The organism is Mycobacterium sp. Root135 (genome assembly GCF_001426545.1).
GTDB lineage: Bacteria > Actinomycetota > Actinomycetes > Mycobacteriales > Mycobacteriaceae > Mycobacterium.
Map to the genome: position 1 here is coordinate 990,634 of NZ_LMEZ01000001.1, position 14,144 is coordinate 1,004,777.

The 14,144-nt window shown below is 68.9% G+C and carries 12 protein-coding genes; 3 read left to right on the plus strand and 9 right to left on the minus strand.

What is annotated here, in order from left to right; translation table 11 throughout:
• Positions 1–22 precede the first annotated feature (22 nt).
• Positions 23–721, plus strand: coding sequence for a PhzF family phenazine biosynthesis protein (locus ASD37_RS04845; RefSeq protein WP_056548620.1), 699 nt, complete (start codon positions 23–25; stop codon positions 719–721).
• A gap of 4 nt (positions 722–725) precedes the next feature.
• Here the strand turns inward: ASD37_RS04845 and nrdR are convergent, their stop codons facing one another.
• Positions 726–1,187 carry a transcriptional regulator NrdR gene (nrdR, locus tag ASD37_RS04850; RefSeq protein WP_056548623.1) on the minus strand — a complete coding sequence of 154 codons (462 nt, stop codon included), beginning with the start codon at positions 1,185–1,187 and terminating at the stop codon, positions 726–728.
• Between the two features lie 86 nt (positions 1,188–1,273).
• On the minus strand, positions 1,274–1,729 hold the full coding sequence (locus ASD37_RS04855; RefSeq protein WP_056548624.1) for a LysM peptidoglycan-binding domain-containing protein: 456 nt from the start codon (positions 1,727–1,729) through the stop codon (positions 1,274–1,276).
• A 199-nt stretch (positions 1,730–1,928) separates the two neighbouring features.
• Here ASD37_RS04855 and lexA point away from each other — a divergent pair, with 199 nt between their 5' ends.
• Positions 1,929–2,597: a transcriptional repressor LexA gene (gene lexA / locus ASD37_RS04860; protein ID WP_056548626.1), complete on the plus strand. Its 669-nt coding sequence runs from the start codon at positions 1,929–1,931 to the stop codon at positions 2,595–2,597.
• 10 nt (positions 2,598–2,607) lie between these two features.
• Here lexA and ASD37_RS04865 read toward each other — a convergent pair whose 3' ends face one another.
• Both ASD37_RS04865 and ASD37_RS04870 read right to left on the minus strand, forming a co-directional pair.
• Complete coding sequence (locus tag ASD37_RS04865) at positions 2,608–4,626, minus strand: LGFP repeat-containing protein (RefSeq protein WP_056548627.1); 2,019 nt, start codon at positions 4,624–4,626, stop codon at positions 2,608–2,610.
• A 149-nt stretch (positions 4,627–4,775) separates the two neighbouring features.
• Complete coding sequence (locus tag ASD37_RS04870; protein WP_056548630.1) at positions 4,776–5,936, minus strand: acyl-CoA dehydrogenase family protein; 1,161 nt, start codon at positions 5,934–5,936, stop codon at positions 4,776–4,778.
• A gap of 133 nt (positions 5,937–6,069) precedes the next feature.
• Here ASD37_RS04870 and ASD37_RS04875 point away from each other — a divergent pair, with 133 nt between their 5' ends.
• The gene (locus ASD37_RS04875; protein ID WP_056548632.1) at positions 6,070–8,385 is read left to right on the plus strand and encodes a molybdopterin guanine dinucleotide-containing S/N-oxide reductase; all 2,316 of its coding nucleotides are present in this window, start codon (positions 6,070–6,072) and stop codon (positions 8,383–8,385) included.
• 3 nt (positions 8,386–8,388) lie between these two features.
• Here the strand turns inward: ASD37_RS04875 and ASD37_RS04880 are convergent, their stop codons facing one another.
• The 5 genes from ASD37_RS04880 to ASD37_RS04900 all read right to left on the minus strand — a co-directional run bounded on the left by ASD37_RS04880 (position 8,389) and on the right by ASD37_RS04900 (position 14,016).
• Positions 8,389–9,783: a DEAD/DEAH box helicase gene (locus ASD37_RS04880; protein WP_056548633.1), complete on the minus strand. Its 1,395-nt coding sequence runs from the start codon at positions 9,781–9,783 to the stop codon at positions 8,389–8,391.
• Positions 9,784–10,062: 279 nt separating this feature from the next.
• Positions 10,063–11,460 carry a GTPase HflX gene (hflX, locus tag ASD37_RS04885; protein WP_056548636.1) on the minus strand — a complete coding sequence of 466 codons (1,398 nt, stop codon included), beginning with the start codon at positions 11,458–11,460 and terminating at the stop codon, positions 10,063–10,065.
• 51 nt (positions 11,461–11,511) lie between these two features.
• Positions 11,512–12,390, minus strand: coding sequence for a diaminopimelate epimerase (dapF, locus tag ASD37_RS04890; RefSeq protein WP_056548638.1), 879 nt, complete (start codon positions 12,388–12,390; stop codon positions 11,512–11,514).
• 4 nt (positions 12,391–12,394) lie between these two features.
• A complete protein-coding gene (miaA, locus tag ASD37_RS04895; protein WP_056549861.1) occupies positions 12,395–13,309 on the minus strand; it encodes a tRNA (adenosine(37)-N6)-dimethylallyltransferase MiaA in 915 nt (304 codons plus the stop codon).
• Positions 13,310–13,311: 2 nt separating this feature from the next.
• Positions 13,312–14,016 (minus strand): hypothetical protein, encoded by a 705-nt coding sequence (locus tag ASD37_RS04900; RefSeq protein ID WP_056548640.1) that lies wholly within the window; start codon positions 14,014–14,016, stop codon positions 13,312–13,314.
• Positions 14,017–14,144 lie beyond the last annotated feature (128 nt).

Sequence of the window (14,144 nt, forward strand, 5' to 3'; positions counted from 1 at the left end):
TCGGGTGTGCGAGCATCGAAGGATGGCATTGGACGTGACCGTGCTGCGGGTCTTCACCAACGCGGACGGCGAGTATGGCAATCCCCTCGGCGTCGTGGACGCCAGCCTGGTGGCACCTGCGGACCGGCAGCGAGTCGCCGCCGAATTGGGTTACAGCGAAACGATATTCGTCGACCTTCCGGCGCCGGACACGCAGACCACGACGGCGCACATCTTCACCCCGACACTGGAATTGCCGTTCGCCGGGCACCCCACGGTCGGCGCGTCGTGGTGGTTGAAGGATCGCGGCACCCCCGTCAACACGCTTCAGGTGCCAGCGGGCGTCGTGCGCGTCGCCTACGACAACCACGCCGACGGCGAGTTCACCGTGATCACCGGGCGCGCCGACTGGGCGCCGGACTTCGCCATCTACGACATGGCCTCGGTCGACGACGTACTCGACGCCGATCCCGACGACTATCGGGATGCGGCCGAGCACTACGTCTGGGCCTGGATCGACGAGGGTGAGGGAACGATTAGGTCGCGAATGTTCGCCAGCGACCTGGGAATTCCGGAGGACGAGGCGACGGGTGCCGGCGCCGTTCGCATCACCGACCACCTCAGCCGCGACCTCGTCATCACACAGGGCAAGGGTTCGGAGCTGCGCACGGGGTGGAGCGCGGACGGATGGGTGACGGTCGCGGGCCGCGTCGTCGACGACGGCGTCCGGCGGCTCGACTAACGCGTCAGTTCGACGGCACGCCGCGGTGTGCCCGCAGCGCCTCGATCTCGCGTTCGAAGTCATCAGCCGAGGAGAACGACCGGTACACCGAAGCGAATCTCAGGTACGCGACCTCGTCGAGATCGCGCAGCGGGCCCAGGATTGCCAGGCCAACCTCATTGCTTGGGATCTCCGGCGAGCCTGCGGCCCGTACGGCATCCTCTACCTGCTGCGCCAGCAGGTTCAGCGCGTCGTCGTCGACGTCGCGGCCCTGACAGGCACGCCGCACGCCCTTGATGACCTTCTCGCGGCTGAACGGCTCGGTGACCCCGCTGCGCTTGACGACGGCGAGCACGGCGGTCTCCACGGTGGTGAAGCGACGCCCACACTCAGGGCACGACCGCCGACGTCGAATCGCCTGGCCCTCATCGGCTTCGCGGGAGTCCACGACCCGTGAATCCGGGTTACGACAGAACGGACAGTGCATCTCCGCTCCTTCGCCGCACGTACCTACAAGGGACGCATACGAGCGTACCGTCGCACGGCAGCCAGTTTGACGGCGCATGCCGCGGATCACCCAACCGGCGCGATGAGCGTCTGCCCGGCGTCGACGGCGGCCGTCTTCAACTCGTTCAGGTCGCGGATCTCGTCGACGACGGACCCCACCGACGCGTCGGGTGCAATCCGCTGCGCCAACTGCTCCAGCGACTCGCCGGCCTGAACCTGAACCACGGCAAGCCGCGGCGGAATGGTCGCGGGCGACTCCGGGGTCGCCATTTCGGCGACCAACCCGAGCCACACCGTGATGCCGGCGGCGACGAGGGCCAGGACGACGGTGGTCAGCGGCGTGACCTTCTTGCGACGGTTGGAGGCCCGCGACATCAGCACCCCGGTACCCCGGTAGTTGAGCGGTGCGCCCGCGGGCCGATGGGGCTGCGGGCCGCGCCGTGCCGCGGCCGCCGTGCGCCGCACCGGCCGCATGGGGCGCACGACGAGGTCGGTGGGGTCTTCTCGGGTGATGATCGTCATCTCGCGGGCCTTTCCAGTGGTGTTGATTCGCTCTTGTGTTCGAATGGTAATCGCTCAAGTGTTCGATGACTAGAACACGTGATCGAACTGTTGCAAACGCTAGCGGCACCCTCCGACAAGTACCGACAAGTCACGGAATGCGCGACACGCCTCGAACACATGTTTGATTCTCCCGCGAGGGAGGACTAGATTCGGCGCCATGAGTGACAGCAACGAGACGGTTCTGACCGAACGTCAGCGCACCATCCTGGAGGTCATCCGGAGCTCGGTGATGACCCGCGGATACCCGCCGAGCATCCGCGAGATCGGCGACGCCGTCGGTCTCACCTCGACGTCGTCGGTCGCCCACCAGCTCCGCACTCTGGAGCGGAAGGGGTACCTGCGTCGCGACGCCAACCGCCCGCGCGCCGTCGACGTCCGGGCGGTCGACGACCCGTCCCGGCTGCCGGCGCCGACCGTCACCACCGACGTCGCCGGGTCCGACGCGCTACCGGTGCCCACCTTCGTCCCCGTGCTGGGACGCATCGCCGCCGGCGGACCGATCCTGGCGGAGGAGGCCGTCGAAGACGTCTTCCCGCTACCGAAGGAATTGGTCGGCGAGGGTTCCCTGTTCCTGCTCAAGGTGGTCGGCGAATCGATGGTGGACGCGGCGATCTGCGACGGCGACTGGGTCGTCATCCGGCAGCAGAACGTCGCCGACAACGGCGACATCGTCGCCGCGATGATCGACGGGGAAGCCACGGTGAAGACCTTCAAGCGCACCGGCGGTCAGGTGTGGCTGATGCCTCACAACCCGGCCTTCGACCCGATTCCCGGCAACGACGCGGCCATCCTCGGCAAGGTCGTCACCGTGATCCGCAAGATCTAGGCCCGGCCGCTCAGCCCTTCGCGAAACCGTTCGTCAGCGCGAATTCTTCACTGGCAAACCAGATTTCGGGCTGGACGTCGTCGTAGCCACCACTGTCGGGTGTCCAGTACAGCCCAGTCTTGGTGTCGGCCTTGATCGGATATCCGCTCGGGGCGTCCCGACCCTCGCCGCTGGCGATGCGCAGCGACGGCTCGGCCACGACGGGCTCGTCGAGGTGGATGGCCGCGTGCCGGCCGCTGGGCGGTCCGCTGTCGAATTCGGGTTCGGGTTCGGGTTCGGGTTCGTGTTGCGCGATCGCCACCGTCTCGTCGACGACGGGATCGGCGTCGTCGACCGGATCGGCGGCCGCGACGGACTCGGCCGTGATGACGGGATCCGGCTCGTCGAGGTCGGAGAACCACGGCGCGTCCGGTTCGTCGTCGGTCGCACTGACGATGGGCGTCGGTGCCGTGTCGATGGCGTCCTGATCGGCCGCCAGATCGGCCACGTAACCGTCGGACGTGTCGTCGCGGTCCGCCGCGGGGAGGTCACCATGCTCGTCGGCTGGCATCGCCCAACCGCGTTGCGGGTCGTTCGACCCGCGCTCGCCGAGCGGGATTGGCCCGGACTCGTCGTCGAGGTAGTCGTCGTCCTCATAGTCGTCGTCAAACTCGTCCAGCGGTGCGCGGTCGTCACGACGACGCCGATTCAGCAGAACCGCGGCCGTCACGACCCCGATCAGAACGAGGACGGGCACGATGCCGAGCAGCCACCACCAGCTGGGGCGGAACCACTGCGAGCCGTCGTCGGAGCCCGCGGCCGTGGCGGCTGGCGCCTCCGGCGACGCGGCACCCGGCACCTCGAGCCCCGTCAGCTGGGACTGCAGACCGGCAGGCTCGGTGGTGAACTGGTTGGTGGTCTTGTTCCACGAGATCGCACCGCCATTGAACTTCTGGGTGACGACGTCCCCGTTCTCCGCCTGGTCGGCGGTGGGCGCGCCGAGCTCTCCGGTCGCACCGCCGAGCTTCGTCCAGGCCGCGTTCATCGCCCCGCGGACGATCACGGCGCCGAAGTCCGGCGTCCAGAAGATCACCGGCTTGTCGGCGGCGGCGAAGCTGGCGATCTTGCTCATCGGCGCCAGGCCGCCGTCGGTCTCGTTGCCGGTGGGGAATCCGAGATCACCCTCGGGTCCGCCGACGCTGTCGTACTTGGCCAGCACCTGGCCGGTCAGGACGTTGGCGCCCGTCGCCGGGCTGTAGAAGATCTTGCCGCCGGCGTAGTTCTGTCCGGCGCCGTCGGATCCGATGGCGTACTGCTCGCCGTCGGCAGCACCCAACGGCCCGAGCGGACCGCCCGCGGCACGGCGTGCCCCGGCAATGGCGGTCGTCACGTCGCCGGGGATCTCGAGTCCGGCGAGTTGCTCGGCCAGCTCGGGCGGCGCGGTGGTGAACGCGTTCGTCTTCCGGTTCCACGTGACCTGGCCACCGGAAAACGTCTGGCTGACCTCGTCGCCGCTGTACGCCTCGTCGTCGGTCGGGACGCCGAGCACACCGGCCGAACCGCCCAGCTTGTCCCAGGCGGCGTTGACGGCACCCCGAACCACCCGGGCGCCGGTGTCCGGCGTCCAGAAGATCACCGGCCGATCGGCCGCGCTGAAGGTCGTGTTCCGGCTGCCGGGCGCCTTGCCGTCGCCCTCGTCGATCGTGGGAAAGCCCAGGTCGCCGTCGGCGGGACCGCCCAACGCCTGATACTCGTCGAGGATCGCCCCGCTCATGGCGTGCGCACCGGTCTCGGGGGTGAAGAAGATCTTGCCGCCTGCGAAGTTCTGACCGAAGCCAGCTCCGATCGGATAGACGCCACCGTCCTTGATGCCGAGCGGTCCGGTGGGTCCGCCTCCCCCGTCCCAGGCTTGCGTGATGGCGGCGTCGGCGTCGCCATCCGGCGTCGCTGCCGCGAGGGGTGCGACGAGCAGGACGGCAGCCATCGCCGCGACGACGGCGATGCCTGCGCGCCCGATCGTCTTGCCCAGCCGGGTTCCAAGCCCCGTCATTGCGTGTCCTCCCAAGCAGCTGCGCCGAACTCCTGTGAGTTCCGCGTGCGTCAACTCTGCGTCAGTCGACGTCCATCTTGAGGGATATCCAACCCGTCGGACACTGTGTCGCGCCAACGGGCCGGTCGAACACGGGGTGGTCGGGACGCTTAGACGCCCAGGCTCCTGCCGATGATTTCCTTCATGATCTCCGTCGTTCCGCCGTAGATCGTCTGGATGCGGGCGTCGAGGAAGGCCCGCGCCACCGGGTATTCGCGCATGTAGCCGTAGCCGCCGTGCAGCTGCAGGCAACGGTCGTTGAGCTTCACCTGGGCCTCGGTGGCGTACCACTTCGCCATGGCGGCCTGCTCGACGGTCAGCTTCTCGTCGAGGTGCAGTTTGACGAAGTCGTCGACCATGATGCGCACCACCGTGGCCTCGGTCGCCAGTTCGGCCAGCAGGAACCTGCTGTTCTGGAAGCTGCCGATGGGCTTGCCGAACGCCTTGCGGTCCTTGGTGTACTGCAGCGTCTGGTCGAGAACGGCTTCCATTCCGGCGGCGGCCATGACGGCGATGCTGATGCGTTCCTGGGGAAGGTTCTGCATCAGGTAGACGAAGCCGGACCCCTCCTCGCCGAGCAGGTTCTCGGCGGGCACGTGCACGTCGGTGAACGACAACTCAGCGGTGTCCTGCGCTTCGAGACCGATCTTGTCGAGGTGGCGGCCGCGCTCGAAGCCTGCCATTCCGCGCTCGACGACCAGCAGCGAGAAGCCGAGGGCGCCCTTCTCGGGATCGGTGCACGCGACGACGATGACGAGGTCGGCGTGAATGCCGTTGGTGATGAACGTCTTCGAACCGTTGAGGATCCAGCTGCCGTCCTCCTGCTTGACGGCGCGGGTCTTGATGCCCTGCAGGTCGCTGCCGGTGCCGGGCTCGGTCATGGCGATGGCCGTGATGTATTCGCCGGAACAGAACCCGGGCAGCCAGCGCTGCTTCTGCTCCTCGGTGGTCAAGCGCAGGAAGTAGGGCGCCATGACGTCGTTCTGCAGCGAGAATCCCAGTCCGCTGTAGCGGCCGGCGGAGGTCTCCTCGGTGACGATGACGTTGTAGCGGAAGTCGTCGTTGCCGCCGCCGCCGTACTCCTCGGGCACGGCCATGCCGAGGAAGCCCTGCTTGCCTGCCTCCAGCCACACCTGCCGGTCGACGATCTTGTTCTTCTCCCACTCGTCGTGGAACGGCGCGACGTGGCGCTCCAGGAACCCGCGGTAGGACTCGCGGAACATGTCGTGCTCTGGCTCGAACATCGTGCGGTCGTACTTGACGGCGCCCATGGATGACCTCCGGATCGGCGAAGCGGGATTTGCCATCGACGATATACCACCCAACCGGATGGTTGACACCCGTCGACCGCGTGGCGCGACGGTGCGCCCTCGTGCGGCGGCGCGGCACCTTAAGATCGGCGCAATGGCGAAGCCTTCGACGTCACTCACCCACTGGGGTGCGTTCACCGCCGACGTCCGCGACGGCGACATCGCCTCGGTTGCGCCGTTCGCCGCCGACGCCGACCCGTCACCGCTACTCGGCAATCTCGCCGGCTCGATTCGGCACCGGTCGCGGGTCGAGACGCCCGCCATCCGCCGCGGTTGGCTCCAGGACGGTCCCGGCCCCACCTCCCGGCGCGGGTCCGACGAGTTCGTCGCGGTGTCCTGGGACGAGCTCACCGAACGCCTCGCCGACGAACTTCGCCGCATCGTCGACGTGCACGGCAACGAGGCGATCTACGGCGGGTCCTACGGATGGGCCAGCGCCGGCCGCTTCCACCACGCCCAGAGTCAGGTGCACAGGTTCCTGAAACTGCTTGGCGGATACACCTTCTCGCGTCACTCCTACAGCCTGGGCGCGACCGGTGTCATCATGCCGCGCGTCGTCGGCACCCACGACGACCTCTTCCAACGCTCCACGGCATGGGACGTCGTCGCCGAGGACACCGAGCTGATCGTGAGCTTCGGCGGAGTCGGGGTGAAGAACTCGGCCGTCAACGCAGGCGGCACCACCGAGCACCCGACCCGGGGCGCGTTGCAACGGCTGCGTGACCGAGGCGGACGGATCGTGTCGATCAGCCCGTTGCGGGACGACACCACCGGCGACTGCGAGTGGTTGGCACCGATACCGGGGACTGACGTCGCCATCATGCTGGGCCTGGCGCACGTCCTGGCCACCGAGGGGCTGGCCGACCGCGAATTCCTCGCCACGCATTGCACGGGCTATTCACGGTTCGAGCGGTACCTCCTTGGCCTCGACGACGGCGTCGCCAAGTCGCCGGGGTGGGCGGCCGAGATCAGCGGACTGCCCGCCGAGACCCTGGTCGCGCTGGCCCGCCGGATGGCCGACTCACGCACGATGGTGATGGTGAGCTGGTCGCTGCAGCGGGTCCGCTACGGCGAACAAGCTCCCTGGATGGGGCTGACGCTCGCCGCGATGCTCGGTCAGATCGGGGTGCCGGGAGGCGGTTTCGGCCACGGCTACGGCTCGCAGAACGAAGTCGGCATGGCACCGATCCGCTGCCGGTTGCCAACGTTTCCCCAAGGCGCCAATCCCGTCGAGACCTTCATCCCGGTGGCCGCGGTCAGCGACATGTTGCTTCACCCCGGCGAGCAGTTCGACTACAACGGCCGCACGCTCACCTATCCGGACGTCAAGTGCGTGTACTGGGCGGGCGGCAACCCGTTCCACCATCACCAGAATCTCCCCCGGCTGCGGCGGGCGCTGGGGCGGGTCGACACCGTGGTGGTGCACGACCCCTACTGGACGGCGATGGCCAAGCACGCCGACGTCGTCGTACCGTCCACCACGCCCTTCGAACGCGACGACTACTCGGGTTCGCGCAACGATCCGCGGTTGATGGCGATGCCCGCCCTTGCCGAGCCGTACGCGCAGTCACGCGACGACTACGCGACGTTCGCGGCGATGGCCCGTCGGCTGGGTTTCGGCGACCAGTTCACCGAGGGGCGCACCGCAGGCGAGTGGCTGGTGCACCTGTACGAAAAGTGGTCGGCAGAGGTCGATTTCGAGGTGCCGACGTTCGACGAGTTCTGGGCAGCGGGGCACCTGGTGCTACCCACCGACACCGGACTCTCGCTGCTTGCCGACTTCCGGGCCGACCCGGTCGCCCACCGACTCGCAACCCCCAGTGGGCGCATCGAGATCTTCTCCGACGACATCGACGGATTCGGCTACGACGACTGCGCGGGTCATCCCACGTGGTACGAGCCGCAGGAGTGGTTGAGCGGTCCGCGCGCAGCGGCGTATCCGCTGCATCTGCTGGCCAATCAACCTGCGACGCGGTTGCACGGGCAACTCGACGGCGGCAAGACCAGCCTGGACTCGAAGATTCAGGGGCGCGAACCCATTCGCATGCATCCCGACGACGCCAGGAGTCGCGGCGTGTCCGCCGGCGAGGTGGTGCGGGTGTTCAACGACCGCGGGTCGTGCCTGGCCGGCGTCGTCGTCGACGACGGGCTGCGCCGCGGTGTCGTCCAGTTGTCGACCGGCGCCTGGTATGACCCAGAAGATCCGGCCGACCCGGACGCGATGTGCGTGCACGGCAACCCCAACGTCCTCACCGCGGACGTCGGAACGTCGTCGTTGGCCAAGGGCTGCACCGGCGCTCACGTGCTGGTGGAGGTCGAGAAGTTCGACCGACCGTTGCCGCCGGTGCGGGCACACGAGCCGCCGACGATCGTCGGGCGACCGAATGGCCGCCCGACGGTCGAACGCTAAACGCTAGGAGCTGGTCTGGGCCCGACCCGAGCCGGCGGACCTGGGGCGACGGGGACCGCCGCCGCGACGGGCGCCACCGCTGGAGGCACCCGGTCGACCACCGGCAGCGTTGCCGCGGAACGGGGAGCCGTTGCCGCGGCCGGAGCCACCGGTGCTGCGGCCTCCGCCGCCACCACCACGCGACGGCGGCGTGGCCGGACGCACGGGGGGCTCGCGGTGCGGTGCGATTTCGCCGACGAGCTCGATGACGCTCGCCGAGTCGGCACGCACCTGTTGCGGCGCCGCCGTGATGCCGGCCTTGCGCAGCAACTGCTGGGTGTCCCTGCGCTGCTCGGGCAGGACCACGGTCACGACGTCGCCTGCGCTGCCGGCACGCGCGGTACGACCGGAGCGGTGCAGGTACGCCTTGTGCTCGACGGGCGGGTCGACGTGCACGACCAGCTGGACGTCGTCGACGTGGACGCCGCGCGCGGCGATGTCGGTCGCGACGAGAACGCGTGCGTCACCCGAGCTGAAGGCCGCGAGGTTGCGGTCGCGGGCCGGCTGAGACAGGTTGCCGTGCAGGTCGACTGACGGAACTCCCGCGTCGGTGAGCTGCTTGGCGAGCTTGCGCGCCTGATGCTTGGTGCGCATGAACAGGATTCGACGACCGGTACCCGAGGCGAGCAGGTGCACCAGCTGCGACTTCTCGGCTGCGCCGGAGACGTGAAAGACGTGGTGTGTCATGGCAACCGGCGGCGCGTCGACCTCGTCGACCGAGTGGGTGACGGGGTTGTGCAGGAAGCGGTTGACGAGCTTGTCGACGCCGTTGTCCAGGGTGGCCGAGAAGAGCAGCCGCTGTCCGTTGGGCGGGGTGGCGGCCAGGATGCGCGTCACGCCGGGCAGGAAGCCGAGGTCGGCCATGTGGTCGGCCTCGTCGAGCACGGTGATCTGCACGGCGTCCAGCGCGATGTGGCGCTGCTTCATCAGGTCTTCGAGCCGGCCGGGGCAGGCGACGACGATGTCGACGCCGGCGCGCAGCGCGGACACCTGACGGCTCTGCGACACGCCACCGAAGATGGTGGTGACGTTCATGCCGAGCGCGGCGGCCAACGGCTCGATGACGGCCGTGATCTGGGTGGCGAGCTCACGGGTGGGCGCCAGGACCAGACCGGTCGGCTTGGACGGGCGACGCTGTCCGCCGGCGAGGCGCGCGACCAGCGGGATGGAGAAGGCGAGCGTCTTTCCGCTGCCGGTCTTTCCGCGACCCAGCACGTCGCGACCGGCGAGCGTGTCCGGCAGGGTGCCGGTCTGGATCGGGAACGGGCTGGCGATGCCCTGGTCGGCGAGGACGCGGCTGACGCGTTCCGGAACACCGAGGGATTCGAAGGTGGGTTCTCCGGGCAATGCTGAAGTCATGTGTGAAAGTGCCTTTCCGGCATGGGTGCGGCCGCGTCTGCGCTAGACGAAAGGGGTCAGGCGAATACGGGGCTCGATGGGCGAGATTGCCGGTGGGCAATATCGATCGCCGCGAGAAGAGCTAGTGCAATGCACTGATCGCCGGAATGCAGTGAGCCACGTCACTGTGGCTGAAGGCACCGGGAAGATCGAGCGTTCCACGACGTGTTGACGGCGCGAGGCGACGCCAACATTGACTCGAACTCTACCGCACTCCCGGGTCGTTACCGCCGTGGCGGCCTACAACGTGACGAAGTCGGCAAGCGCGGCCGCGAGTGCCGCCGGTACGCGCGCCTTCATCCGCGTGCCGGTTTCGGTGTGCTCGGTAGCGTCGACCCGTCCCTCGGCGTGCATCCGCGCGATGAGTTCGCCACGGTCGTACGGGATCGTGACGTCGACGGTGAGGTCGGTGGGCTCCACCATCTCGCTCATCCGACTACGCAACTGGTCGAGCCCGTCACCGGTGTGGGCCGAGACGAACACGGCGTCGGGCAGCGCGCGGCGCAACTGCGCCAGCCCGAAACCCGTCGCGGCGTCAGTCTTGTTGACCACCAACAACTCTGGCGGAGGCGCGATGTCGTACTCGCGTACCACCTCGTTGACCACCTCGCGGACCGCGTTGACCTGAGCCAGCGGGTTCACGTCGGAGCCGTCGATCACGTGGATCAACAGTTCGGCGTCGACGACTTCCTCGAGCGTGGACCGGAACGCCTCGACCAACTGGGTCGGCAGATGGCGGACGAATCCCACGGTGTCGGTAAGGACGAAGGGCCTGCCGTCTTCGAGATGTCCACGGCGCGTGGTGGGTTCGAGGGTGGCGAACAGTGCGTTCTCGACGAGCACCCCGGCGCCGGTGAGCGCGTTGAGCAGACTGGACTTGCCTGCGTTGGTGTAGCCGACGATGGCTATCGACGCCGCGTCGCTGCGCAGCCGGCGTCCGCGCTGGGTGTCGCGGATCTTCTTCATGTCCTTGATTTCGCGACGTAGCTTGGACATTCGTTCGCGGATCCGGCGTCGATCGGTCTCGATCTTCGTCTCGCCGGGTCCGCGGGTGCCCACGCCGCCACCGCTGCCGCCCGCGCCACCGCCCTGCCGTGACATCGACTCGCCCCAGCCGCGCAGCCTCGGCAGCATGTACTCCATTTGGGCGAAGGCGACCTGCGCCTTGCCCTCCGCGGAGGTGGCGTGCTGGGCGAAGATGTCGAGGATCAGCGCGGTGCGGTCGACGACCTTGACCTTGACGGCCTTCTCGAGCGCGTTGAGCTGTCCTGGGGTCAGCTCGCCGTCGCAGATGACGGTGTCGGCGCCGGTGGCCACGACGACGTCGCGGAGCTCCTTCGCCTTGCCGGAGCCGATGTAGGTTCCCGCGTCGGGTTTGTCGCGGCGCTGCACCATGCCTTCGAGCACCTCGGATCCCGCCGTCTCGGCGAGCGCGGCCAGTTCGGCCATGCTGGCGTCGGCGTCGGCGGCGGTGCCGTCGGTCCAGACGCCGACGAGGACCACTCGTTCGAGCCGGAGCTGGCGGTATTCGACTTCGGTGACGTCGGTCAGCTCGGTCGAGAGGCCGGCGACCCGGCGTAGCGCCGAACGGTCGTCGAGGTCGAGTTCGCCCGTGCTGGGCAGTCTGGGAGTTGTCATGTGGTTGGAGATATTGCCCCTTTTAGGTGGTGTCACGCATTCGAATATTTTTCACAGCTGGGCTCGCCACCAGTCGTCGGACAGCTCGCCCTGGGCCACCATCACCGATGGTCCGCGCAGATAGCTGGTGGTGTCGGTGATCGTCACGGTGACCTGGCCACCGGGTATCCGCACGGCGAGGGTGCCCGTCTCGGCGCCCTGGTGGCGCAGCGCCGCGACCGCGGCGGCGACGGTTCCCGTTCCGCAGGAACGGGTTTCGCCAACTCCGCGCTCGTGTACGCGCATCGTCACGCGGCCGTCGACCGGGGCGGTCAGCACCTCGACGTTCACGCCGTCGGGGAATTGCGCGGCGTCGAACGACACCGGCGCGGCGACGTCGAGGGCGGCGAGTTCCGCGTCGGTCAGGGTCCCGTCGACGCAGGCGAGGTGGGGATTTCCGACGTCGACGGCCAGTCCGTGGAACTCACGTCCACCCGCTCCCCCGACGACGGCCGATCCGGTACCGAACTGATTGGCCTTGCCCATGTCCACCGTGACGTCGGCCGACAGGTCCGTGACGTCGCGCAGGACGACCTGGCGCGGGCCTGCCAACGAGCCGACGACGAACTCGTCGCGCTGTTCGAGCCCGCTGACCCGCAGGTAGTGGGCGAACACGCGGACCCCGTTGCCGCACATCTGGGCGACGGATCCGTCGGCGTTGCGGTAGTCCATGTACCAGTCGTCCGCCCCGAGGCCCTCGGGCGTCCGGTCGAACACCCCGGCGGCCAGGGCGGCGTCGGCCGTGGTGACCCTCAGGACGCCGTCGGCTCCGAGACCGCGGCGGCGGTCGCACAGCGCCGACACGGCGTCCGGGGTCAGCGCCAGGCGGGCACCGACGTCGGGCAGCACGACGAAGTCGTTCTCCGTACCGTGCCCCTTCGCGAACATCACCTGTTCAGGATACGTGTTGGCATATTCGGAGGACGGCGTCGACGTTGTCGGGGTCGGACCCGTCGAGCCAATGCGTGCGGTGGTCGCGGCGGAACCACGAGCGTTGCCTGCGCACGTAGCGTCTGGTCCCGATGAAGGTGCGTTCCCTAGCCTCGGCGATCGCGGCGTCCCCTCCCCCGTCGGCGAGTGCGTCAAGCACCTGCGCGTAGCCCAGGGCACGCGAGGCCGTGACCCCCTCGCGGAGGCCGCGTTCCCGCAGTGCCGTCACCTCGTCGACGAGACCGTCGTCGAACATCGCGTCGGTTCTGCGCTGCAGCCGTTCGTCGAGACGTTCGGTGTCCCAATCCAATCCGATGATCACGGTGTCCCAGCGGGGTTCGCCGATCGTGGGTGCGCTCGCGGCGAACGGTTGACCGGTCAGCTCCACCACCTCCAGTGCACGCACGATGCGACGGCCGTCGGTCGGCAGGATCGACGCGGCCCCATCGGCGTCGACGACGGCCAGCTCCTGGTGCAGGGCGGCGACGCCGACGTCGGCGAGCCTGGCCTCCCAGCGCGCCCGCACGTCGGGGTCGGTTGCCGGGAACGCCCACTCGTCGAGCAGGGATTGGACGTACAACATCGACCCGCCGACGATCAGCGGTACCGCCCCGCGGCCGAGGATGGCCTCGACGTCGCCGGTGGCGGCGCCCTGATACCGGCCGACCGTCGCGGTCTCGGTGACGTCGAGCACGTCGAGCTGGTGGTGCGGGATCCCGCGCCGCTCGGCGACCGGCAGCTTCGCGGTGCCGACGTCCATCCCGCGGTAGAGCTGCATGGCGTCGGCGTTGACGATCTCACCGCCCAGCCGCTCGGCCAGGTCCAGCGCCAGGGCACTCTTGCCCGTCCCGGTCGGCCCGATGACGGCGATGGGGCGAATCGTCACTGTCCCGACGCCCCGGGTCGCCACGCCTCGACGGTGTATCCCACGCCGTAGGGGGCACCGCGGTACAGCTCGCGCGTCTGCCAGGTCGACGTCCCGAGCAGGCCGGCAAGCACCTGGAACGCCACCCGGCCCACGATCCCATCGGGCAGCCGGGTCAACGCGTCGACGTCGCCCGCGGCCAGCGCGTCGTCCAACGCCGCCTGCACAGGGATGGACGCGGGGTCGTAGCCGCCGGGTGCCGACGCCGTGAGCGTGTTCGCCCCGTCCGCGACCACCAGGACGCCGACGGGCTCGGGGGCCGCGTCGGCCTCGGCGCGCAGAGCCCGGCCCCTGGCGAGGGCGGCGTCGAGGGTGTGGTCGGCGGCGTAGACCCACACCTCGGCGCTGGCCGACGGGGCGTACGTCGTGCGCACCCAGCCGGCGACGAGGGCGCACAGCGGAAGGGGCTTCGGAGCGGCGGCTCCGGTCCGTTCCGACAGTGACACGCTCACGTCGACGCCGTAGCCACCGAAGGTTCCGACCGTTCCCGGTCCGATCACGTTGTCGGCGGCGCCGACGCCGACGACGAACCAGCGGTCGGGCAGCTCGGCAGCCGCCTGCGCCACCGCCGCCGACAGATCCTGCAGCTCAGCGGCCGCGCCGGTGGCCAATTCGGGTACCAGGACGGGCGCCGACGGAACGAGGGCGATGGCGGTGAGCACGCCTTCACGCTAGCCAGTCCGGTGGCCGGGGAACCCGCCGAGGGCAACTGCTCGTGCAAAGCCGTGGGCATGCTCGCGCCCGACCTGTTTCAATGTCGGGTGGAGCAAGCCATCAGGAGCACCGCTAA

Coding starts and splice junctions, on each gene's coding strand:
- ASD37_RS04845 (WP_056548620.1), top strand. CDS start 23: ATGGCATTGGACGTGACCGTGCTGCGGGTCTTCACCAACGCGGACGGC.
- nrdR (WP_056548623.1), bottom strand. CDS start 1,187: ATGCACTGTCCGTTCTGTCGTAACCCGGATTCACGGGTCGTGGACTCC.
- ASD37_RS04855 (WP_056548624.1), bottom strand. CDS start 1,729: ATGACGATCATCACCCGAGAAGACCCCACCGACCTCGTCGTGCGCCCC.
- lexA (WP_056548626.1), top strand. CDS start 1,929: ATGAGTGACAGCAACGAGACGGTTCTGACCGAACGTCAGCGCACCATC.
- ASD37_RS04865 (WP_056548627.1), bottom strand. CDS start 4,626: ATGACGGGGCTTGGAACCCGGCTGGGCAAGACGATCGGGCGCGCAGGC.
- ASD37_RS04870 (WP_056548630.1), bottom strand. CDS start 5,936: ATGGGCGCCGTCAAGTACGACCGCACGATGTTCGAGCCAGAGCACGAC.
- ASD37_RS04875 (WP_056548632.1), top strand. CDS start 6,070: ATGGCGAAGCCTTCGACGTCACTCACCCACTGGGGTGCGTTCACCGCC.
- ASD37_RS04880 (WP_056548633.1), bottom strand. CDS start 9,783: ATGACTTCAGCATTGCCCGGAGAACCCACCTTCGAATCCCTCGGTGTT.
- hflX (WP_056548636.1), bottom strand. CDS start 11,460: ATGACAACTCCCAGACTGCCCAGCACGGGCGAACTCGACCTCGACGAC.